Annotated in this window: 20 protein-coding genes and 3 pseudogenes; 6 read left to right on the forward strand and 17 right to left on the reverse strand. The window is 72.0% G+C overall.

Annotated elements, in window-relative coordinates:
- Positions 1-461 precede the first annotated feature (461 nt).
- The gene (locus tag LIU39_RS05255; RefSeq protein WP_227045118.1) at positions 462-1,307 is read left to right on the forward strand and encodes an ArsR/SmtB family transcription factor; all 846 of its coding nucleotides are present in this window, start codon (positions 462-464) and stop codon (positions 1,305-1,307) included.
- Positions 1,308-1,361: 54 nt separating this feature from the next.
- On the opposite strand, the gene LIU39_RS05260 is transcribed toward LIU39_RS05255, so the two are convergent.
- The 11 genes and pseudogenes from LIU39_RS05260 to LIU39_RS05310 all read right to left on the reverse strand — a co-directional run.
- A complete protein-coding gene (locus LIU39_RS05260) occupies positions 1,362-2,312 on the reverse strand; it encodes a TauD/TfdA dioxygenase family protein (RefSeq protein ID WP_227045120.1) in 951 nt (316 codons plus the stop codon).
- A 107-nt stretch (positions 2,313-2,419) separates the two neighbouring features.
- Positions 2,420-2,557, reverse strand: a complete 138-nt coding sequence (locus tag LIU39_RS05265; RefSeq protein WP_227045123.1) for a hypothetical protein — start codon at positions 2,555-2,557, stop codon at positions 2,420-2,422.
- Between the two features lie 70 nt (positions 2,558-2,627).
- Complete coding sequence (locus LIU39_RS05270) at positions 2,628-3,464, reverse strand: carbohydrate ABC transporter permease (protein WP_227045124.1); 837 nt, start codon at positions 3,462-3,464, stop codon at positions 2,628-2,630.
- 5 nt (positions 3,465-3,469) lie between these two features.
- On the reverse strand, positions 3,470-4,459 hold the full coding sequence (locus LIU39_RS05275) for a carbohydrate ABC transporter permease (RefSeq protein ID WP_372463807.1): 990 nt from the start codon (positions 4,457-4,459) through the stop codon (positions 3,470-3,472).
- On the reverse strand, positions 4,456-5,730 hold the full coding sequence (locus tag LIU39_RS05280) for an ABC transporter substrate-binding protein (protein WP_227045126.1): 1,275 nt from the start codon (positions 5,728-5,730) through the stop codon (positions 4,456-4,458). The genes LIU39_RS05275 and LIU39_RS05280 overlap by 4 nt, the downstream gene beginning before the upstream one ends.
- 124 nt (positions 5,731-5,854) lie before the next feature.
- Positions 5,855-6,733 carry a putative protein N(5)-glutamine methyltransferase gene (locus LIU39_RS05285; RefSeq protein WP_227045129.1) on the reverse strand — a complete coding sequence of 293 codons (879 nt, stop codon included), beginning with the start codon at positions 6,731-6,733 and terminating at the stop codon, positions 5,855-5,857.
- Positions 6,734-7,015: 282 nt separating this feature from the next.
- The gene (locus LIU39_RS05290; protein WP_227045131.1) at positions 7,016-7,957 is read right to left on the reverse strand and encodes an oxidoreductase; all 942 of its coding nucleotides are present in this window, start codon (positions 7,955-7,957) and stop codon (positions 7,016-7,018) included.
- 109 nt (positions 7,958-8,066) lie between these two features.
- A complete protein-coding gene (locus tag LIU39_RS05295) occupies positions 8,067-8,465 on the reverse strand; it encodes an ArsR/SmtB family transcription factor (RefSeq protein WP_227045133.1) in 399 nt (132 codons plus the stop codon).
- Positions 8,462-8,920, reverse strand: a complete 459-nt coding sequence (locus tag LIU39_RS05300) for an SRPBCC family protein (RefSeq protein WP_227045223.1) — start codon at positions 8,918-8,920, stop codon at positions 8,462-8,464. Before LIU39_RS05300 ends, LIU39_RS05295 begins: the two co-directional genes overlap by 4 nt.
- 113 nt (positions 8,921-9,033) lie before the next feature.
- Positions 9,034-9,153: pseudogene (locus LIU39_RS05305) on the reverse strand (nitrite reductase (NAD(P)H) small subunit); the annotation flags it as partial.
- 1 nt (position 9,154) lies between these two features.
- Positions 9,155-9,562: pseudogene (locus LIU39_RS05310) on the reverse strand (nitrite reductase (NAD(P)H)); the annotation flags it as partial.
- An 8-nt stretch (positions 9,563-9,570) separates the two neighbouring features.
- Here LIU39_RS05310 and LIU39_RS35490 point away from each other — a divergent pair.
- A pseudogene (locus tag LIU39_RS35490) lies at positions 9,571-9,693 on the forward strand (LuxR C-terminal-related transcriptional regulator); the annotation flags it as partial.
- Between the two features lie 121 nt (positions 9,694-9,814).
- On the opposite strand, the gene LIU39_RS05320 reads toward LIU39_RS35490, so the two are convergent.
- Positions 9,815-11,893 carry a glycoside hydrolase gene (locus tag LIU39_RS05320; protein WP_227045136.1) on the reverse strand — a complete coding sequence of 693 codons (2,079 nt, stop codon included), beginning with the start codon at positions 11,891-11,893 and terminating at the stop codon, positions 9,815-9,817.
- A 101-nt stretch (positions 11,894-11,994) separates the two neighbouring features.
- On the opposite strand from LIU39_RS05320, the gene LIU39_RS05325 reads away from it, so the two are divergent.
- Positions 11,995-12,815, forward strand: a protein-coding gene (locus tag LIU39_RS05325) for an IS5 family transposase (protein WP_227045137.1) whose coding sequence is annotated in 2 segments (ribosomal slippage) — positions 11,995-12,355 and positions 12,355-12,815 — 822 coding nt in all. Because the reading frame shifts where the segments join, the coding sequence is not laid out codon by codon here.
- Positions 12,816-13,147: 332 nt separating this feature from the next.
- Here LIU39_RS05325 and LIU39_RS05330 read toward each other — a convergent pair.
- Both LIU39_RS05330 and LIU39_RS05335 read right to left on the reverse strand, forming a co-directional pair.
- Complete coding sequence (locus LIU39_RS05330) at positions 13,148-14,350, reverse strand: M20 metallopeptidase family protein (RefSeq protein WP_227045139.1); 1,203 nt, start codon at positions 14,348-14,350, stop codon at positions 13,148-13,150.
- Between the two features lie 208 nt (positions 14,351-14,558).
- The gene (locus LIU39_RS05335) at positions 14,559-15,869 is read right to left on the reverse strand and encodes an MFS transporter (protein WP_227045141.1); all 1,311 of its coding nucleotides are present in this window, start codon (positions 15,867-15,869) and stop codon (positions 14,559-14,561) included.
- Positions 15,870-16,241: 372 nt separating this feature from the next.
- Here LIU39_RS05335 and LIU39_RS05340 point away from each other — a divergent pair, with 372 nt between their 5' ends.
- Positions 16,242-17,030 carry a sulfite exporter TauE/SafE family protein gene (locus LIU39_RS05340; RefSeq protein WP_227045143.1) on the forward strand — a complete coding sequence of 263 codons (789 nt, stop codon included), beginning with the start codon at positions 16,242-16,244 and terminating at the stop codon, positions 17,028-17,030.
- Between the two features lie 73 nt (positions 17,031-17,103).
- Here LIU39_RS05340 and LIU39_RS05345 read toward each other — a convergent pair whose 3' ends face one another.
- Together LIU39_RS05345 and LIU39_RS05350 are read right to left on the reverse strand one after the other, a co-directional pair.
- Entirely contained in the window at positions 17,104-17,796 is a 693-nt protein-coding gene (locus LIU39_RS05345) for a class I SAM-dependent methyltransferase (RefSeq protein ID WP_227045144.1), read from the reverse strand.
- A gap of 158 nt (positions 17,797-17,954) precedes the next feature.
- On the reverse strand, positions 17,955-18,332 hold the full coding sequence (locus LIU39_RS05350) for a cupin domain-containing protein (protein WP_227045147.1): 378 nt from the start codon (positions 18,330-18,332) through the stop codon (positions 17,955-17,957).
- 397 nt (positions 18,333-18,729) lie between these two features.
- On the opposite strand from LIU39_RS05350, the gene cutA reads away from it, so the two are divergent.
- Positions 18,730-19,101 (forward strand): divalent-cation tolerance protein CutA, encoded by a 372-nt coding sequence (cutA, locus tag LIU39_RS05355; protein WP_372463808.1) that lies wholly within the window; start codon positions 18,730-18,732, stop codon positions 19,099-19,101.
- Between the two features lies 1 nt (position 19,102).
- Positions 19,103-20,209, forward strand: coding sequence for a trypsin-like serine peptidase (locus LIU39_RS05360; protein WP_227045149.1), 1,107 nt, complete (start codon positions 19,103-19,105; stop codon positions 20,207-20,209).
- Positions 20,210-20,307: 98 nt separating this feature from the next.
- Here the strand turns inward: LIU39_RS05360 and LIU39_RS05365 are convergent, their stop codons facing one another.
- The gene (locus LIU39_RS05365; protein ID WP_227045152.1) at positions 20,308-20,988 is read right to left on the reverse strand and encodes a SanA/YdcF family protein; all 681 of its coding nucleotides are present in this window, start codon (positions 20,986-20,988) and stop codon (positions 20,308-20,310) included.
- Positions 20,989-21,026 lie beyond the last annotated feature (38 nt).

Raw genomic sequence — 21,026 nt, forward strand, 5'->3', positions numbered from 1 at the left:
TGCGGAGGTGCCGCCCTCGCCTTTTTCCGGACTCCCCCCTCGGGAGCTGCCGCCTCCCATGTCGGCGTGGGAAGGCGGCCTTCAACGGGGAATGCCGAACGGCCGGGTCTTTGCCCATCACCCCCCACGGGATCGAGCAATCCGAGCCGCACGTACCGCCGTTGAATTGAGTACAGCATTCCCGCTGACCACCGGGGCGCGCGACCCTTTTCAACTCTGGCCAAAAGGGCATGGTGACCGCGTGTGTCGGCGTGCATACTCAGGCGTGCCGGGGGGCAACCGAGGAAGCCATGGGTGGGGGTTCGGTGTTACGCGTCCATTTCAGTGGACTCGATCTGGCCCGCGTGCGGATAGCCGCGCGTCCGGATGTGCTGTGGGAGACGATCCTCAGTTTTCACCGACTACGCGACCGACGTGACGACACGGCGTTCGGAAAATGGCGCGCAGAAACACGCGGAAAGTTGAATGGCGAAACGCGTCTGCTGGCGCCGCTCGTTCCCACCCGGGGCTATTTCCCGGATTTCCTCACCCCGCCCGAAGGGCTGCTGGGCCTCGACAATGCGCTGTGCGCACTGCGCGAGACGCCGCCCGCGCGGGTGCACACCGAGCTTTCCCGGCTCTCCCACGCCCGCCCGCTGCCGTCCTGGATACGGGCCATGGGGGACGGCGACGTCCGCCAGATCGGCCGCCTCGCCGGCACCCTCCATCGCTACCACGACGTCGCCGTCGCGCCCTACTGGCCACGGCTCCAGGCCCGCATAGAGGCCGACCGTGCGGCCCGCGGCCGGGCCCTGCTGGACGGTGGCGCCGACCGGCTGCTGGCGAGCCTCCCGCCGATGCTGCGCTGGCGCGCCCCGGTTCTGGAGGCCGACTACCCCGTCGACCGCGATCTGCATCTCGACGGCCGCGGCCTGCTGTTGATGCCCTCGTACTTCTGCCGCCGCACGCCGGTCACCTTCCACAATCCGGACCTCACGCCCGTCCTGGTCTATCCCGTGGAGCACCCGGTGCCGCGGGCCGTCCCCGCGCTGCCGCCCGAACGCTCCCTGGGACGGCTCGTCGGACGTACCCGCTCGGCGATCCTCCAGGGCATCGGCGTCGGCTGCACCACCAGCGAACTCGCCCGCCGCGTGGACGTCTCGCTCGCCTCGGCCAGCCAGCATGCGACGGTCCTGCGCGACGCGGGCCTGCTCGTCACGCTCCGGCAGGGCAACGCCGTGCTGCACACGCTGACGCCGCTGGGGGCCGCACTGCTGCGCGGCGGCGTCCCGGCGGAGGCGGCGTACGAGCGGTCGGGGTGCGGCTGAGGGGGCGGCGGCCCGCCAAGTCGGCCCGCCGCCCGCCACGTTCGGCGCGGGCGCTCAGTACGGCCGGTCGCCCGCGATGGCGACGCGTTCGGCGACCCGGCGGTGCGGGGCGTAGTCGGCGACGGCGTAGTGCTGGGTGGCGCGGTTGTCCCAGAAGGCGATGTCGCCGGGCTGCCAGCGGAAGCGGACCTGGAACTCCGGTACGTGCGCCTGCTGGAAGAGCAGGCGCAGCAGCCGGTCGCTCTCGGCTTCCGGAAGGCCCGCGATGTGGGTGGTGAACGACGTGTTGACGAACAGCATCCGGCGGCCGGTCTCGGGATGGCGGCGGACCACCGGGTGTTCCACCGGAGGGAATTCCTCCTGGAGCGGGGCGAGCCGTTCCGCGGAATAGAAGCGCGCGAATCCCGGCAGGTAGTCGTGCACCGCCCGTGCGCCGTCGATGAGTTCCTTGATGTCCGACGTCAGGTTGTCGTATGCCGCGGCCATATCGGCCCACATGGTGTCCCCGCCGGCCGGTGGCACCTCCCGCAGCTGCAACACGGCGCCCAGCGCGGGCCGTTCGCGGAACGTGACGTCCGTATGCCAGACATTTTCGAACGTCGGTACGGCGCCGGCGCCCTTGTCGAAGCGCACCACGTCCTTCTCCGAGCCCGTCGCCAGGAGTGGATTGGTCTCCAACTCCCCCCAGTTGGCAGCGAATTCACGTTGAGCGGCAGAGGTCAGATGCTGGCTCCTGAAGAACAGCACCTTCCATTCGATGAGTGCCCGGTTCAGCTCCGCGCGCAGCTCGGCGGAGAGCGGACGGGACAGGTCGAGACCGCGAATTTCGGCCCCGATGGTCCGTCCCTGCGGCACGATCTCGAACAGGTCGTACGGCCGGTCCTGCCAGCCGTCGGGAGTGCGGCGCAGAACGCGGTCGCCCTCGTACAGGCCGTCGGCGGGAATGCGGTGCGGGCGCAGAACGGGGGCGGCGGCGGGGCGCGGGGTGTCGGTGAGAGCCGTCAACTGATCCTCCTGGTAGGGGAGAAGAGGGCAGGGGAGGGGAAGGGAGGGGAGAGAGCGTCGTGACGGGGGCGGGAGGCCGCGGGCGCGGCCGGGTGCCGGGGGCGTCGTCAGGACGTACAGAGGGCGGCGGGGGGAGAGCCCACCCGGCCGCGGCGGCGCAGGAAGCTCAGGCCGCGGAGCGCGCACTCGCCGTGGGGGCCGCGGTGTCGCGGCTCCGCCTCACGGACGATCGGGTGCGTGCTCATGCCTCGCACCGTACCTCATCCCCCGGCCGCCGATGCCGCCGCCCGCATCCGGCTCCGGGCGGCCGCGGCTTCAGTCGTCGATACCCGACCGCTCCACACCCGCGACGATGTACCGCTGGAGCACCAGGAACACGACGACCAGCGGGGCGATCGAGACGGCCGCGGCGACGAACAGCTCGTGGAGGTTGAGGTTCTGCGCGGTGGTGAACGTCGACAGGGCGACCTGCACCGTCCACGACTGCTGGTCCTGGCCGATCACCAGCGGCCACAGGAAGGCGTTCCAGGCGCCGATGAAGACGATGGTGGAGACCGCGGCGAACACCGGGCGGGCATTGGGCACCACGATCCGCCAGTACGTCCGCCAGTACCCCAGGCCGTCGACCCGGGCCGCGTCCTCCAGCTCCTTGGGGAAGCCGAGGAAGTACTGCCGGAAGATGAAGCAGGCGAACGCGCTGAACAGCGTCGGGATGACCAGGCCGCGCAGCGTGGAGATCCAGCCGAGCGTCGAGACCAGCACGAAGCTCGGGACGAAGGTGACGGCCGCCGGGACCATCAGGGTGCCGAGGATCGCGTAGAAGACCACGTTCGCGCCGCGGTAGGGGATCTTGGCCAGGCCGTAGCCGGCGAGCGAGGCCAGCAGCACCGTGCCGACGGTCGTGGAGACGGCGATCAGCGTGGAGTTGAGCAGCGCCCGGCCCATGGGGAGGTTCGGGTCGTCGAAGACCTCGGTGAGATTCGACCACTGGAGGGTGTGCGGGAAGAGCGTCCAGTCCGGCGCGGTGATGTCCGCCTCGGTCGCCAGGCCGTTGCGCACCAGCAGGTAGAACGGGATCAGGAACAGCAGGGCCAGCGCGAGCAGCAGCGCCACCCGCAGCGCGCGGCCCGCCCGGGTCAGAGCGTCGTGCATCGCGGTCAGTCCTCCTTGCGGCCGAGGCCGAACCAGCGGGCCTGGACGACGGTCGCCACCGCGATGATCAGTGCCAGGATCACCGCGCCCGCGCTGCCGAGCCCCAGATTCTGTTCCCGGCCGAGCGCCGTGTAGTAGAGGTAGACCAGCGGCGGGCGGGCGTACGGCGGATAGCCGCGGGCATCGCTGAGCAGGTTGTAGAACTCGTCGAACGCCTGGAACGCGTTGATCACCAGCAGCAGCACCACCGCGACGGACGTGGCGCGCAGCTGCGGGAAGGTGAGGTGCCTGAAGACCTGCCAGCCGGGCCGCGCGCCGTCCACCGCGGCCGCCTCGTACAGCTGCGGGGAGATCCGCTGGAGCCCGGCCAGGAACAGGATCATGTAGAAACCGGCCTGGAGCCACAGCCGCACGGTCACGATGACCAGCCAGTACCAGGGCGGGTCGGTGGTGGAGAGCCAGGCGGTCTGGTCGGCGCCGAACCAGCCGAGGACGGTATTGGCCAGGCCGAACCGCACCCCGTTGAACAGCGACAGCTTCCAGATCAGCGACGCCACGACGTAGGAGCAGGCGGTCGGCAGGAAGAACACCGAGCGGAAGAACGCCTGGGCGAACCGCAGCCGGTTGACCATCAGGGCGAGGGACAGCGACAGGACGTACGTCGCCGGCACGATGAAGGCAGTGAACAGCAGGAACGTGCCCAGGCTCGACAGGAACGCGCGATCGGTCAGCATCGACGTGTAGTTGCCGAGGCCGACGAAGTCCGTGGGGCTGACGGTGTTGTGCGCGTCGAAGAAGCTGAGGTAGACGCTCCACGCCAGCGGCACGTACGTGAACAGGCCGAGCCCGAGGGCGAACGGGCCGACGAACACCCAGAACCAGAGGGTGCGGCGCTGTGGGCCGAGCCAGCGGGAGGGGCGCGCGGGCTGTGCGGCGCCTGCCGGTTGTGCCCCGGCGGCCGGCCCGCCCGCCGCATCCGTCGTCTTGACGGTCACGTCTTCCCGACCCGCGCCAGCTCGGCGTTGACCTTGCGCACCACGGACTTCAGCTCGCTCTCCGGGGACGCCCCGTCCTTGATGATGCGGCTCAGCGCGTCCTGATAGGCGGTACGGGACGCGGACGTCCACAGGAGCGGCTCGGCGTAGCCGTAATCCGTCGCGAACCTGACCGCGTCCGCCGCGGCGCCCTTCCGCAGCTTCGCGGCCTTCTTCGCCAGCGAGGTCCTGGCCGGGATGTGGAAGCCGTACGACAGCGCGAAGTCCTGCTGGAAATCGGTGCGTTCCACCCACAGCCACTTCGCGAAGGCCCTGGCCTGTGCCTGGTGCGCGCTGCGGGCGCTGACCGCCGCGCCGTACGCGCCCACCGGCACGGAGGGCCGGCCGTCCGGACCGTCCTTCGGGAACGCCAGGATCCCGAAGTCGTCACCGAACGCCTTCTCGACCTGCGGCAGTGCCCACAGCCCCGACCACTGCATCGCCGTCAGCCCCTGGAGGAACGCCGACGGGTCGGACCAGTCGGTCGGCGCGCCCAGCAGCAGTGACTTGTCGGCGTAGAGCCGGCGGATCTTGCCGAGCGTCCGGGCGGCCGCCGGATCGTCGAAGCCGACCTTGCCGTCCTCGGTGATCAGGCTCAGCCCGGCGGCGAACAGCGGGGTGCCGCTCAGCACCCCGACACCGCCGTCGTTCCCCAGGAACAGGCCCTTGGTCTTCTTCGACGTCAGCTTCTTCGCCGCGTCCACCAACGCGTCGAGCGTCTGCGGGGGTTGCAGCCCGGCGTCCCTCAGCAGGCTCTTGCGGTAGTAGAGCATCTGCATGTCGATGGCCTGCGGGATGCCCCAGATCTTGTCCTGCCAGATCTTCGGGGCGAGCACCGCCTGGTTGAAGTCGTCCTTGACGGGCTCGACCTCCGAGGTCAGGTCGACGACCTGGCCGCCGCGGATCTGGTCCAGCAGCGGCCCGTTGGCCTCGAACACGTCGGGGCCCGAAGCGGTCAGCAGCGCCGCCGAGGTCTGCCGGTCGTAGTCGCCCGGCCGCCACTGCACGGTGACCCGCGCCTTCCGGTACGCGGCGGCGTACCGCTTCACGGCCTGCTCGACGCCGCTCTCGCCGTACTGGTGGTACCACTGGCTTATCCCAAGGCCCGAACCGCCGCCGCCCCGGCCGGTGTTGGAGCCGCAGGCGGCGAGGGCGCCGGTCAGCGCGAGACCGCCGCCGGCGGCCAGCAGCCGTCGTCTGTCGATGCCCTTGCCGGTGCCTGTGCCCGTCATGGCCCCTCGTCCCCTGCCGTACGGCTCATCGGTGATCGTCGATCAACGTGCGGTGCCCGACCACTGTGCCGTACGCACGTGAAGAACGCATGGCAACCGTGCAAATCCGCCCCGTGACACGCCGCTACGGGCGCGGGCGCCCCGCCGTCGCCTGGTATTCCCCGGGCCGGGTGCCGATGACGACGGTGGCGTACAGCTCTTCGGAGGTCACCGCGCGGGCACTCAGGCCGCCGCCTGCGAAGAGGGCGGCGGCCCGGTCGGCCTGGCGCTCGCTGGTCTCGACCAGCAGGCTTCCGCCGGGCGTCAGCCACGCCGACGCCGAAGCCGTCACCCGCCTCAGGACGTCGAGCCCGTCCGTGCCGCCGTCCAGCGCCACCAGCGGCTCGTGCTCGCGGGCTTCCGGGGGCAGCAGCCCGACCTCTTCGGTGGGGACGTAGGGCACGTTGGCCAGCAGCACACCGATCCGGCCGCGGAGCGCAGCCGGCAGCGCCGCGAAGAGGTCGCCTTCGTGGACCCGGCCACCGGCGGCGGTGACGTTGGCGCGGGCGCAGCGCACCGCGGCCGGGTCGATGTCGGCCGCGTGCAGCTCGACCCCCGCCACCCGTGCGGCCAGCGCCGCGCCCAGCGCCCCCGATCCGCAGCACAGGTCGACGACGACGGCGCCGGGCGCGGCGAGCGCCGCGGCCTGCCGGACGAGGAGTTCGCTACGGCGCCTGGGCACGAACACGCCGGGGCCCACGACCATCCGCAGGCCGCAGAACTCGGCCCAGCCCAGGACGTGTTCGAGCGGCAGGCCGTCCCCGCGGCGCCGCACCATGGCGGCCAGTTCCGCCGGGGTGCGGGCGGCCGACAGGAGCAGCTCCGCCTCGTCCTCGGCGAAGACGCAGCCGGCGGCGCGCAGCCGGGCGACGACGGCAGGGCAGGAAAGCGGTGCGGCGGGAGACGCGGGGGCGCGGGAGGGGGATGCCGAGAAGGGGGAAACAGGGGAAGGATGTGCGGACATGAGGGCCTTTCGGGATACCGAAGGGCGCTCTCCCGGTCACCTCTGCCTGGTGAACCGCACGGTCGCGAGGCGAGAGCACCCAGCTGATACAGCGGTAATGGGTCTCACCTCCTGGTCGTGTCCACTGCTGAAGTCGCCCACTTTACCCCGGGGGCAGCGGGAAGCGCAGGGCGGACCGCGGCGACGGGGCGCGGGCGCGAGCCGGCCGTCGAGCACGGCCGGGGCCTCGTCCGCGTAGGGCGTCAGGTCGCGGAATCGGGCGCTCGGCCGGGGAGCCGCGGTTCAGAGCGGGGCCGGGGCGGAGAAGTCGTAGCGGACGCCGGTGAGGCGTTCCGACGCGTCCCACAGACGGGCGGAGAGCACGTCGTTCGTGGTCCAGGGGGCACGCGCGGACGGGGCCGGGGCGCCGCGCAGGCCGCCGTGCGGGCCGACGAAGGCGTCCGGCTTCATGTGCGGGGCGGTGGCCGCGCACAAGGTGGGCAGCGCCCCGCCCTCCGGGGGCTGGCCGATGAGGCGGTTGCCCAGCTCCACCACGCGTTCGGCGGACCTGCGGCCCTCCATCCTGACGCCGGCGGTCTGCAGGTTGGTCGACGCGTAGCCGGGGTGCGCGGCCGCGGCGACCACCTGCGATCCGGCCGCGGCCAGCCGGTTCGCCAGCTCGTGGACGAACAGCAGGTTGGCGCTCTTGGACCGGGCGTAGGCGATCCAACGGTGGTAGGAGCGGCTGCTGTTGAGGTCGTCCGGGTCGACGCTCGCGAGGAAGTGGAGCTGGCTGGAGACGGTGACGATCCGGGCGCCCGGGGTGGCGAGCAGCCGGGGGAGCAGCAGGCCGGTGAGGGCGAAGTGGCCGAGGTGGTTCGTGCCGAACTGGCTCTCGAAGCCGTCGGCCGTGGTGCGGTACGGCAGCGCCATCACGCCGGCGTTGTTGACGAGCAGGTCGAGGCGGCTGCCGTCGAAGGTGTCGAGCCCGGCGGCGAAGGCGCGTACGGATGACAGGTCGGCGAGGTCGAGGATACGGAACTCGGCCTCGGCTGCCGGGACTTCGGTGCGCAGCCGGTCCAGGGCCGCGCTGCCGCGCGCTTCGCTGCGGCAGGCCAGCAGGACGCGGGCGCCGCGGCGGGCCAGCTCGCGGGCGGTGACATAGCCGATGCCGCTGTTGGCGCCCGTGACGACGGCGCAGCGGCCGGTCTGGTCCGGAATGTGACGGGTGTTCCACCGTGGCACGCCTGGCTCCTCTGTCGGGGAATCCCAGCGTACGCCGGGGGTTCTGCCGTGGGGCGGGGGGAGTTGGGTGCCGGACCGGCCGCGCCCCGGGGCGGCTGGGAGCGCGCGGCTAAGCGCCGGGCCCGTCCGCCGTTCCGGGCTCCTCCACGCCGGATGCCGTCCCCGGGCCGGTGCCGGGTGCGGACTCCGACAGGTGCTTGATGGCGGACAGGCGGCCGTCCCAGTCGGCGGCGATGCGGCCCATCCGGCGGGCGGTGGCGCCGAGGCGGGCGGGGAGGACGGTGTAGCGCGCCTCGCGGCCCTCCCGGTGGCCGGCGACGAGACCGGCGCGGTCGAGGACGGCGAGGTGCTTGACGATGGCCTGGCGGCTGACCGGCAGCTGTGCCGCCAGGGTCGTGGCGGTCGCCTCGCCACGGGCGGCGAGGGCGTCGAGTATCCGGCGGCGGGTCGGATCCGCCAGGGCGGACAGCACGTCCGCCACGGTGTCCAGGGGGGATTCGGCGCTCATGCCGCGAGCCGCTCCGCGTACTGCCGGATGTTCTCGGCCTGCCCGCTCCAGCCCTCGGCGTGGCTCTCGTACGAGGCGCCCGTGCGCTCCTCGGGGATGTCCAGGGCGTCGAAGCCGGACTCCACGACCCGCAGCCGGGTGCCGCCGTCCTCTGGGGTGAGGGCGAATTCCACGAGGGTGGAGTTGCCCTCCACCGCGACCTCGCCCGGGTAGGCGCTCGCCCAGCGGTAGGCGAAGCGGTGCGGCGGCTCGACCCGCACAATGGTGGTCGTGAACCGGCCGTAGGGGCCGTGGTCGAGGTGCATGAGGCCGCCGGGGCGCAGGTCGATCGGGGTGGGCGCGCCTTGCCCGAACCAGTTGCCGACGTGCTCGGGCTCGGTGAGCACCGCCCAGACGCGTTCCACCGGCGCCGCGATGCTGATCTCCCGTTCGATGCGGTCGGTGCTGTGGGTCATGAGGTACCTCCTGGTCGCCGCTCTCCGCGATATGCAACCTGTTGGTTGCGCATCACGAGCGTCGCACGTCCTGGAGAGTCCCGCAACCAGACGGTTGCATGTCAGGTTTCCGTTCACCCCTCCCCGATCCGCGCCCGGCAGACCGGGACCGTGACCTCCGGATCGTCCAGGCAGGCCCAGGTCGCCAGGTCGAAGCACTGCTTGAGCAGGGGGGAGGCGACGAACGGGCGGCCGTCCGACGTACAGGATCCAGCCGTGCGAGGCGGCGATGACGCCGAAGTCCTTGCCGCGGGCCTCCGCGCACTCGCGGGCGCAGCCGCAGACCGCCGACTTGAGCCTGTGCGGCGACCGCAGGCCCCGGTAGCGCAGCTCCAGGCCGATCGCCATCCGGATGGAGTCCTGGACGCCGCAGCGTCACCAGGTCTGCCCGACGCAGGACTTCACGGTGCGCAGCGCCTTGCCGTAGGCGTGCCCGGACTCGAAGCCGGCCGCCACCAGACGCGCCCGGATCTGCGGGAACTGCTCGACGCGGGCGCCGAACAGGTCGATCCGCCGGCCGCCGGTGATCTTCGTGTAGAGGCCGAAGCCGCGGGCCACCTCGCCGATGACGATCAGCTTCTCCGGGGTGATCCCGCCGCCGGGCGCAGGCACTGGAGCGCCTCACCCCGCGCGAACGCGACGCGCTGACGCTGATGGCCGAGGGCCGCAGCAACCGGTCCGTCGCCGCCGCGCTGACCGTCACGGAGCGCGCGGTCGAGAAGCACATCGCCGGCATCCTCACCAAGCCCGACCTGTCGCCATCGGACACCGAACACCGCAGGGTGCTCGCCGTGCTGCGCTACCTGGAGGCCGCCGGCCGGACGGACGCCCGACCGTCCGGCCCGCGGCCCCGCCTCAGCCGGCCGCCTGCGCCGGGCACAGCCGGCGCGGCGCCTCGTCCCCGCGCAGCCGCGCGTCCACGCAGCCGCCCGGCAGCCCCTGGTGCGCCGAGTCCCCGAAGTTGGCGGTCACCGTCAGCACGCCGTCACCGAACACCGTCCGCTGCACCTTCCGGTCCTCGGTCAACCACCGGAAGGACGTCATCCGCTCGGTGCCCGCCGCCCGGTGCAGCGGCGAGAAGTAGCGCTGCAACGCCGCCAGTTCGCCGCCGTCACGCTGGAGCGAAGGGCCGTCGAGCACATAGTTCAGCGGGGTGTTGTAGAGCATCGCGAGCAGCGCCCTGGTGGTCTTCTGCGCCGGCAGCTTCTCGTACGACAGCTCCCAGCGCTCGGCGTTCACCAGCGAACCGTGCAGCGCCGTCTCGTACAGCGGCACCCGGTACCTCGGGTCGTACATCGCCGTGGCCACATCCGCCGGCAGCCGCACCGGCTTGAAGAAGAACTTCGGGGCCTTCTCGGGGTAGTACGCGCCCCACGCCTCCTTGTCGCGCTCCAGCTTCCACAGCCCGTCGGCGACCGGCGTGCCCGAACCGTGGTCGAAGGCCAGCACCTTGTTGGCCCACGGCTGCGCGCTCTCCGAGCCCAGCACCAGATGCTGCGAAATCCGCCGCATCCGGGCGAGCCGCATCGCGCGGTCCTCCTCCTTGGTCATCCGGTGGCCCGCGGCGTGATCGCGGAACAGCTCACCGGTCGCGTCCACATCGAGGAAGTAACTGTCCGCGCCGTTGGCGACCATCGTCCGGGTACGGTCCGCGAGATAGTGCTTGCGCGGCTCGGCCTTCTCGAACGCGCGCGAGCTGAGGTAGCAGCCACGGCCGTGGAAACCGCTCTCCGGCGAGCCGTCCGCCCGGCGCACGCAGAAGTCCGGATAGACCCGGCCGGGCCACACGGACGTGGGACTGTCCGCGCTCTTCGGATCCTGCCCGTTGGCGAACGAGTCGTACGGGCCGACCAGATACCCCGCGCCCTTCGCCGCCCGCACCGCCGCCGCGTCCATCGGCCCGGGACCTGCGTCGTACCCCAGCCACATCCGGTCGACGCCGAGCTTCTTCAGCCGCCCGACACCGTCCGCGGTGCGCGCATCGCCCCACAGGTACGCGTGGAAGGCGCCCAGCAGCTTGCCGTTGGCCGGATTCTTACGGATCTTCTCGCGCAGGCTGCCCAGCTTCCCCTGCTGCGCGAGCAGCGAACGGTAGTCGGCCGCGGGCGCCACCGGGTCGCCGTCGGTCAGCGCGAAGGACACCTCGTACGCACGGGTGCCCTCGCCGGCGTCGAAGGCGTGGGACGCCGTGGTCCGCAGCCGGCCGCCGGTGGAGGCGAAGCGCAGGGACGTGCCGATGTCGGTGGGGGTCAGATAGCTGACACCGTGCCGGCCACCGGAGCCACCCAGGCTGTAGCCCCACAGGGGGAGGGCCGGATCGGCACCCATGTCGACCGTGCTGTCCGCCAGGCCGCCCTTGGACGAGTTCCAGAACGCGTCCCGTACCGGGATGTCCAGCCCTTCACCGCGCGCCACCTGGAGGGAAGAAGCGGACGGATCGGTACCGGTCACCGGCCAGGTGACCGACCCGTCGCGGTCCGCGCGCAGCGCGATCCGCAGCCGCCCGTGATCGGCGCGCGCGGTCACGCTCAGCCCCTTCGCCGGATAGCTCCAGCGCGCCCCCGAAGCCGTACGCCGCACCGGCCCCGGCGCGCCCAGATCGCCGGCGGCAGGACCGGACAGCGTCATCGTCCGCCCGTCGTCGGCGTGCGCGGTGACCGCGAGCGTGCCGGTGTCGACGACGGCGCTGCCGCCGCTCACCGGGAGTTCGACGTGCCGCCCTTCGACCGTGCCCGCTGCCGCGCTGCCACAGCCGGCGACGCCGAAGGCGGTGGCGGCCAGCGCGAGGGACGCGGCCAGCCCGCGGGTCGCACGACGGTGGCCGACGGGCGGTCCTGGCCGCCGGGTCAGGTCGGTGCGCCCGGTGTGCCCGGTGTGCCCGGTGCGCCTGGTGGCGGCGCCTGCGGCGTCTCTGTCGGTGATCTCGGAATCCATGGTGCAGGGATAGTCGGCGGGCTTAAGAGAGTTCTAAGAGGAGCTAACAGAAAGAGCTGGGGAGGCCATGTCTGGTACCTGGGTGGGTCGTTGGGCCGGGTATGGGGAAGGGCAATGGTCCGCCGTGGGTGGTGTCGGACGATCTTTGGGCACGTATTGAGCCGCTGTTGCCGGTCAGGCGGCGCCGGTCGTGCAACCCGGGGCGGCTGCCCCTGGACGACCGTGGCTGCCTGCAGGGCATCCTGTTCGTGTTGCATACCGGGATCCAATGGCAATGGCTGCCGCAGGAACTCGGGTTCGGCTCCGGCATGACGTGCTGGCGTCGGCTTCGGGACTGGCACGAGGCCGGCGTCTGGGACCGGCTTCACCAGGTGTTACTGACCGAGCTGCACCGCGCGGGGAAGCTGGACTGGTCCCGGGCGGTGATCGACGGCTCGCACCGGCAGGCCCGTCGGGGCGGCCCAAAACCGGGCCGAGCCCGGTCGACCGCGCCCGGCCCGGCTCGAAGCACCACATCGTCACCGACGCCGACGGCACCCCACTAGCCATCACTCTGACCGGCGGGAACCGCCACGACGTCACGCAGTTGCTGCCCCTGCTCGATGCGATCCCCCGAATCCGAGGAGCCACCGGCCGACCGCGCCACCGCCCCCGGCAGCTGTTCGCTGACCGCGGCTACGACTACGACAAGTACCGCCGCCTGCTGCGGAAACGCGGCATCAAGCCGGTCATCGCCCGCCGGGGAGTGCCCCACGGATCCGGCCTGGGCGCCGTCCGGTGGGTCGTCGAGCGCACGAACGCCTGGATCCACGGCTTCAGACGGCTACGGATCCGCTGGGACATCCGAGACGACATCCACGAGGCATTCCTCAAACTCGCCTGCTGCGTGATCACCTACAGACGAGTCCAAGCATTGTGTTAGCTCCTCTAAGAGGGCGCCCGGCAGGGCTGGTTGGCGGCCGGACAGTCGCGCAGACCCGGGCCCTCTCCGGACGCCGCGACGGGGAGGTGCGCCGATCTGCCGGGCGAAGGTCCCGGGACCTCGGGAATCAGCGACCGGTCCCGCTGCACCCCCTCGGCCGCCGACAACCAGCTGCGGGACGTGACGACCCCGTATCCGCACGAGGGGCCGCACGGCGTGGACCTCGCCGTGATCGCCAACTCCAAGGAACGCGGCAGGCCGTGCCTGGACCTGCCGGGAGGCGCCGGCCGGCCGGCCGGGCCGCATCCCGCACCGCAGCCCCCCCCGCCCCGCTACGCCGGACCCGCCGCCTTCGCCAGCCGCCGCGCCGCCAGCTCCGCGTACACCGCAGCCCCGTCGGCCAGCACCGCGTCATCGAACTCGGCCAGCGGAGAATGGTTGTTGGCGCTGCGCTCGTGGTCGGCTCCGGCGGGCGGCGCACCCAGCGTCAGCATCGCCCCAGGCACTTCGGCCAGCACGCGGGAGAAGTCCTCCGAGCCGTGCAGCGGCTGCGGCAGCGCACCGTAACGCTCCTCACCGAGCGCCTCACGCACCACACCGGCCACGAAATCCGCCTCCGCGTGATCGTTGACGGTGACCGGGTACTGCGCAGCGAACTCCGCATCCACCCCCACCCCGTACGCCGCGGCGATCCCCCGGCACACCTCCACCGTGCCGTCCTTCACCGCGGCCTGGGCCACCGGCGAGAAACTCCGCACCGTCGCCTCGAACTCCGCGGTGTCCGGGATGACGTTCTGCTGCGTACCGGCGTGGAACGTGCCCACCGTGAGGATCACCGGGTCGAAGACGTCGAAAGTACGGGTGATCCACGCCTGCAACGCCGTCACCATCGCGCACGCCGCCTGCACCGGATCCTTCGCACGGTGCGGCATCGAACCGTGCCCGCCCGCACCGCGTACGGTCACCCGCAGCACATTGGACGCCGCCAGCGCCGGGCCGCCACGGGTACCGAAGACGCCGCTGGGATGGCCCGCCGACATCACATGGATCGCATACGCCGCCTCCGGCCGCCGCCCCGCGGCATCCAGCAGCCCCTCGGCCAGCATGTACCGCGCGCCGTCGAAGCCCTCCTCGCCCGGCTGGAACATGAACAGCACATCGCCCGCCAGCCGTTCGCGGTGCGCGGACAGCAGCTTGGCGGCCCCGGCGAGCATCGTGGTGTGCAGGTCGTGGCCGCAGGCGTGCATCCGGCCGGTGTCCGCCGCGAAGTTCAGGCCGGTCCGCTCGGACACCGGCAACGCATCCATATCGCCCCGCAGCAGCACCGTCGGGCCCGGCAGCCCGCCCCGCAGCACGGCGGTCACCGAGCTGAGCCCGTCACCGGTACGTACTTCGAGCGGCAGCGCGTCCAGCTCGGCCAGCACCGCCTCCTGAGTACGCGGCAGATGGAGCCCGACCTCGGGGATGCGGTGCAGCGCATGGCGCAGCCGCACCAGATCGCCGGAGAGAGCACGGGCGTCGTCACGCAGATTCATCACTGCTCCTTGTGGTGGGAGGTGAGGAACGGGTGGTGGGGTGCGGAGGCTGGCGGGGTGCGGTACGAGTGGGGTGGTGCAGACGCGGTACGAGGAACGGGGCGGCTGGGCGGGGCGGGGGAGAGGGCGGAGGCGGGTGCGCACACCGGGGCGGCCCCCGGGTCCGCCCCGCCACCAGGCACCCCTCCCTCTTCTGCCTTCCCTCCCCTCACACCGGCCCCTTCGGCAACCTGATCAGGAACGTCGCGCCGAAGGACACCGCCGCTGCGCCCGCAGCCCACACCGGGACAAGCGACAGCTGCCCGGCCCTGCCGAGCGCCTGCGCCAGCAGCGGAAAGGTGCCGCCGAACAACCCCGTCGCCACCGTGGACGGCACGCCCATCGCCACCACCCGCACCGCCACCGGGAACAGCCGCGCGAACAGCACGTTCGCCAGCCCCAACGGCGCCGCGATCAGCACCAGGTAGACGACGGTCACCAGCCACATCGGCAGCGCCCGGTGCGCCAGCGCCAGCATCAGCGGCACCGTCCCCAGGGCCAGCACCCCCAGCCCCGCGCGCACGGTGCGCAGCGCGCCCACCCGGTCGCCGACCCGCCCGATACCGACCATCGCCCCGATCAGCACCAGCAGCGGTAACAGCATCGAAGCCGCCGACTCCGCCTCCGACGCGACCCCCAACTGGTGCGCGTACTGCGGCAGATACGTGGTCCCGAAGTAGTACCCGACGGTGATGCCGAACGTGATCAGGAACACCGCCGCGCTGTCGCGCGTATGCGCCCGGTACAACGCGCGCCGCCCGGCAGCCGTACGGGCCGCACCGCTCGCCCGCTGCTCGGCGAACTCCCCGCTCTCCTCGGCGCTGCGCCGGATCCACAGCGCCGTCAGCCCCAGCACCGCCGCCACCAGGAAGCCGATCCGCCAGCCGCCGGCGGTCACGCCGTCCGCGCCGAGAGTCGCAAGCAGCAGCGCCAGCACGCCGAACGAGAGGATGTTGCCGACGACGACACCGGAGTAGGAAATCGAGCTGTAGACGAAGCGCATCCGGCGCGGCGCGGTCTCGGCGACGTACGCGGCGGCGCTCGGATTCGCGCCGCCCATCGACACGCCCTGCACCAGCCGCAGCAGCATCAGCAGAACCGGCGCACCGGCCCCGATCGCCCCGGCTGTCGGCACCACCGCGACCAGCGCACTCGCCGCCGCGGTGAGCGCCATGCCGAGCGTCAGCCCGAAACGCCGCCCTCGCGCATCGCTGATCCGCCCCATCACGTACGAGCCGAAGGGCCGGACGATGAAGCCGACCGCGAAGCCCAGATACGCGCCCAGCACCGCCGTCACCGGATCGTCGCCGGGGAACAGCTGCACGGCGAAGTACGGCGCGAGGACGGCGTAGAGCGTCCAGTCGAAGGAGTCGACGATCCCGCCGACCGTGGCGGCCAGCAGTGCCCTGCGGCCCGCTGCACCGTCCTGCCCCGGCTTCGTCGCACTGTCCGCCGCGCTGCCCGCGGCCGCCGAAGTCATCTCCTGAAGCCATCGCCTGAAGTCATCACCAACCTCTTCCCATGGGGCCCGGAAAGCATCCGGATTCCAGCGGTTCCTGGAGGGGCGGACATGCTGCTGAGCGCGGAAACCGTGGCCTACGGCCGCAGACGCCGTGACCTACGACTGCGGACACCGTGACCTACGAACTACCCGCGGTGCGTGGGAAATCCACCAACGGACGGCCACCGTGCGGCCTTTGGGTGTTCACGGGCCCGTGGCTCTCCCCGCACCGCCGCACCGCCGCACCGCCGTGCCACGGCCCCTGCCCGGGTGCGGAGTCGTGACCCGTTTCGTGTTCCGCATTCTTCGGTTCGGGTCAGGTCGGCCCGGCCGCGTTCGTAGGATCACCTGGTGCCCGCTGACATATCACTCACCGTCCTGTCCCTGCTGTGTCTGGCGGCTCTCACCGCCGGCTGGATCGATGCCGTCGTGGGGGGAGGTGGACTGCTGTTGCTCCCCGCGCTGCTGGTCGGACTGCCGCACACCCCCGCCGCCTTCATCCTCGGCACCAACAAATCCACCGCCATCGTCGGTACGACGGCAGCCACCGTGACCTACCTCCGCAAGACCCCGATCGACGTACGCATCGCCCTGCGTATCGGCCTTGCCGCGCTTGCCGGTTCGCTCGCGGGGGCCTTCTTCGCCGCCGGGATCAACAGTGATGTGCTGCGGCCGGTGATCATGGTCGTCCTCCTCGCCGTGCTCGTGTTCGTGCTCGTGCGCCCCGCCTTCGGGACCGCTCCCGCGCCCTCCGGGCCCGTCACCCGGCAGCGGGTGCTGGCGGCCGTCCTCATCGCCGGCCTGGGTATCGGCTTCTACGACGGCCTGATCGGCCCCGGCACCGGCGCCTTCCTCGTCGTCGCGCTCGCCGCCGTCCTGCACATGGACCTGGTCACCTCATCCGCCACCGCCAAGGTCATCAACGTGTGCACCAACGCCGGAGCGCTCACGATGTTCGCCTTCCAGGGCACCGTCATGTGGCAACTCGGCGGGCTGCTCGCGCTGTTCAACCTCGTCGGCGGCATGGTGGGCGCCAGGATGGCGCTCAAGCGGGGCGCCGGATTCGTGCGGGGCGTGCTCGTGGTCGTGGTCGTCGCCCTGCTGTGCAAGCTGGCCTTCGACCAGTGGTTCGCGGCCTGACCTCCGTAATCTCGTGACCTCCCGCCGCGCCGCCCCGGATGCCCACGGAGGGCTGCCCCGCGACACCTGCTGCCTACGGGCGGAACCGGCAGTGATACATCCGGTCCATGTTGCGTATCGGGGGAACCAGGGCGGCGATGCGGGCGGCCAGGCGGTAGCCGGCCGGCGGCTTCTCCAGGCCGGGTGTCTGCTGAAGGCGCCGAGGGCCGGCTCCCCGTTCGGCGCATGCGCCATCAGCCGCCGCAGCAGCGCCGTGCCGCTTTCCTCGGTCAGGTACATGAGCAGGCCCTCGGCCACGATCATCGTCGGCTGGTCCGACGGCAGTCCCGCCGTCCAGTCGATCCGTGACGGACGACGGTATGCCCGTCCAGCCGGGCCGCTCCGGGTGCAACTGCCGCCGCAGATCGATCACTTCGGGATCGTCGATGTCGAACCACCGCACCCGGGGCCCCGGATCGAGGCGGTGGACGCGGTTGTCGAGGCCGCAGCCGAGATGGACCACCGTGGCGCGCTGGTGCGTCGCGAGGAACTGTGCCGTCCACACGTCCAACTGGCGGCCGCGCGGGGCGATGGCGGCCGCGTCACCGGTGCTTATACGCACCCTGGAGAAGTCGTGGTCGATGCGCCGCACCGCGTCCACGGCCGTCGGGTCACCGAGGATCGGCCGCTTCGAGCGGCTGTCGGTCGCCCTGCCGTAGGGCGCGGCGAGCAGGGTTCCCCGCGCCCCGGTCAGCGGCACCTTCGCGTGCACCTTCGAACTGGTCATGCCTGGAGTCTACGCAACATTCAGAAAAATATGAAGTCTGAAAAGGGGTCGGTTGGATCGGCGGGTTGGTTGGCTGGCTTGGTTGGGGCGGTTGGGCCTGCTGGGGACGTGCGGAGTGACGTAAGCGGCCGGTGCCGGGGTGGGGTGCGGCGGTCCTGTCAGCCCTGTGCGGTTGCCGTGCCGGTCGTCGCGGGGGCCGGTTCCGCTACCGCGGTGACCGCCGTGAGCAGCACGGCACAGTCCTCGACGGCGCGCAGCCCGTGCCGCTCGTGCGGGATCGGCACGATCTCCCCCGCCCGCAGCTCCCGGTTCCCGCCCGCCGCGGTCAGCCGTACCCGGCCGCGCAGCACCTGGAGGCTGGCCGCGGGCGGCGCGTTGTGCTCGTCCAGTGCGGAGCCGGCGGTCAGCGCGATCACGGTCTGCCGCAGCGGTCCGTCGTGCAGGAAGAAGTGTGCGCTGCGGCCGTGCGCGGAGGCCCTGGCGTCGTCGAGTTGATCGCGGACGAGAGCGTTCAGGTCGTTGCGGTCATCGTCCATGGTGCGGCCTTTCCGATCCGGGGCCGGCAGCGTGGCCTTCCATTCCATCGTGGACCGCGCCACGTCCGACGCAAGCCGGGCCCCGGACGGCACCGCGCGGTCGGTACCGGATCCGCCCCGCCCGGCCCCGGCCTCACGCACGGCTCCGCTTCCCGGCGGCCACCGGGCCGATCACCACAAGCAGGCGATCCTGAGCGGCCGGTGGCCCGAGTAGGCGTCGACCTCCGTACGCTGCCGCCCGTACGCTGCGCATGATCGTTTTCATCGCCAAGCCAAGCCAAGCCAAGCCAAGCCAAGCCAAGCCAAGCCAAGCCAAGCCAAGCCAAGCCAAGCCAAGCCAAGCTGCGGCCGAGGCCGTGGTTCGTGCCGCCGTCCCGACCCCGAAGGGTGCGCACCCGTGACCGATCCGTACGAGCCCGTCGATCCGGTGATCCCAGGCCCCGACGAGGGGTCGCCCCGCTGTCTGACCGTGCTGACGACCACCGACAGCGAGCCGAAGGCCGAGGAACTGGCGCGTGGTGCCATCGAGGCCAAGGTGGCGGCCTGCGCGCAGATCAGTGCGCCGGTGACCTCGGTGTACCGGTGGCAGAACGCCGTGGAGACCAGCCAGGAGTGGCAGGTGGTGTTCAAGACCACGGCCGACCGCTACGACGCGCTGGAGGCCCACATCCTGGCGGCGCACGACTACGACACCCCCGAGATCATCGCCACTCCGGTGGTCCGCGGAGCAGCCGGCTATCTGGCCTGGGTCGCAGAGGAGACGCGCTGACATGACGCGACGACGGATGAGGGTGGCCGCTGCCGCACTCGGCACCGGGCTCGGACTGTGCCTGGCGGCCGTTTCCCTGAACCAGGCCGGCGCCACCCCGGGCGACTCACCTCCCCCCGGCACCACGGCTACGCCCTCACACCACACCGGCACCAACGACGGCCCAGGTACCGGCACCAACGACAGCGCGGCCACCGGCCCCCACACCAAAATCACACCGCGCATAGCCGCCGAAACCGCCGACCCCGCCTGGAACACCACCGCGGCCGCCGGCTTCTGGACGCCCCGCAAGATGGCGGCCGCCGTTCCCGGAGGGAGCGCCGAGCCCCGCCGCCCCCCGGAGTCGTCCGCGAGTGAGCCCTCCACCGGGGAGCCCGCTGCCACCACCGTCACGCACGGATCCGTCCTCCGCCCTGCCACGGCCGCCCCGACCGCCCGGCACTTCGACGGCATCCCGTCCGTCGGCGTGCTGTTTTCCGTGGACAAGAACTCCCGCGCCCACCACTGCACCGCGAGCGTGGTGCGCAGCCCGCACCGCAACCTCATCCTCACCGCGGGCCACTGCAACCCGGGAACGAACGCCGCGTTCGTCCCGCAGTACCGCTCCGGGGCGGCCACTCAGCCGTACGGCGTGTGGGCGATCACCGGCTCCTTCACCTATCCGGGACACGACACCGCAGGCGACGGATCGGACCTGGACTTCGCGTTCGCCACCGTCGCCCCCGACCGGCGCGGCCGCCGGATCGAGGCGGTGACCGGCGGCAACGCCCTCACCCCGACGCCGGGTTACACCAACGACGTCTCCGTCATCGGCTACCCCTCCGTCCGCAACGACCCGAAGGACCGGGCCGTGCGCTGCGAAACCCGCACCGTCCGCCTCGCCGGCCACCGTCAACTGCGCATGGAATGCGGCGGGTTCTACGGCGGCACCTCCGGGAGCCCCTGGATGACCGACTTCGACGAGGACACCAGGACCGGCCACATCATCGGCAACATCGGCGGCCTCAACGGCGGCGGCCCGAGCGGCCCGCACGCGGACCGGATCTCCTACAGCCCGTACTACGGAACCGAACTCCTCACCCTGTACACCCGCGCCACCATGGCCTGAACGCGCACGAGGAAGCCGTACGTGGCCCGAGTCCCCCGGGCGGACGCGTCACCGAAGCCCCCCCCGGGGCGCACGCGCCGCCGAAGCCGTCGCTCCGGTTACCGCACCGCCGCCGCGAGGCCCCCCTCGCGCGGGCCCAGGAAGTGCGGATCGGGCCGCAGCGCCGCGTCGGCCGCGGCCTTGCCCGCCGCGAAGATCTCCCGCACGCCGCCGTACGCCCAGGTCACATCGCGCGGCGTGGCGACGCCGACCCCGTACGCGTCGATACCGGCCGCATCGCACAGCGCCAGCGCCCGCCGGATGTGGAAGCCCTGGCTGACCAGCACCGCACGGTCCACGCCGAAGATCCGGTGGGCGCGGCTGCACGAGTCCCAGGTGTCGAAGCCCGCATGGTCGCCGACGATCCGGCGGGCGGGCACGCCGTGGTGCTCCAGATAGCCGCGCATCGCGCCCGGCTCGTCGTAGTCGTCGCGGCTGTTGTCGCCGGTCACCAGGATCGCCCGCACCGTTCCGCGCCGGTACAACTCGGCGGCGGCGTCCAGCCGGTCGGCGAGATACGGCGACGGCTCGCCGTCCCACAGCCCGGCCCCGAACACCACGGCGACCGGCGCGTGCGGAGCCCCGGCGACCGTGCGCACCCGCGGGCCCGCCGCGGTGTTCAGCCACGTCGCGGGCGCCAGTGCGAGCACCGTCAGCACCACCACGGCCTGGTACGTACGCCGCCATCCCCGCCGGGTACGTGGCAGCCGCATCCGCCGCACCAGCTCCCGCCCGCGCATCCCCGCTCCTCCGCCCCGCCCAGGCACATCCCGTGCCG

The organism is Streptomyces pinistramenti, from assembly GCF_020564935.1.
Classification (GTDB): domain Bacteria; phylum Actinomycetota; class Actinomycetes; order Streptomycetales; family Streptomycetaceae; genus Streptomyces; species Streptomyces pinistramenti.